The organism is Marinomonas gallaica, assembly GCF_001639745.1.
Taxonomy (GTDB): Bacteria; Pseudomonadota; Gammaproteobacteria; order Pseudomonadales; family Marinomonadaceae; genus Marinomonas; species Marinomonas gallaica.
Genome location: NZ_LTAX01000065.1, coordinates 1 through 288, shown reverse-complemented (window position 1 = coordinate 288; position 288 = coordinate 1). Strand labels below are relative to the sequence as shown.

Annotated in this window: 3 tRNA genes; all 3 read right to left on the bottom strand. The window is 50.7% G+C overall.

Going from position 1 to position 288, the window contains the following annotated elements:
* Positions 1-3 precede the first annotated feature (3 nt).
* The 3 genes from AYW76_RS18635 to AYW76_RS18625 all read right to left on the bottom strand — a co-directional run bounded on the left by AYW76_RS18635 (position 4) and on the right by AYW76_RS18625 (position 287).
* Positions 4-94, bottom strand: a tRNA-Ser gene (locus AYW76_RS18635).
* Between the two features lie 11 nt (positions 95-105).
* Positions 106-181, bottom strand: a tRNA-Lys gene (locus AYW76_RS18630).
* Between the two features lie 29 nt (positions 182-210).
* Positions 211-287, bottom strand: a tRNA-Pro gene (locus tag AYW76_RS18625).
* Position 288: the final 1 nt, after the last annotated feature.

The following is a 288-nucleotide window of genomic DNA, read 5'->3' as shown; positions in this document are numbered from 1 at the left end:
AAATGGCGGAGGAGGAGAGATTCGAACTCTCGGAAGACTATTAATCTTCGCCGGTTTTCAAGACCGGTGCATTCAACCGCTCTGCCACCCCTCCGTACATCAAAGTGGTGGGTCGTACTGGATTCGAACCAGTGACCAATTGATTAAAAGTCAACTGCTCTACCAACTGAGCTAACGACCCGCACATTTGAATTTTTACACATTTCGACTTGGTCGGAGTAGAGGGATTCGAACCCCCGACATCCTGCTCCCAAAGCAGGCGCGCTACCAGACTGCGCTATACTCCGA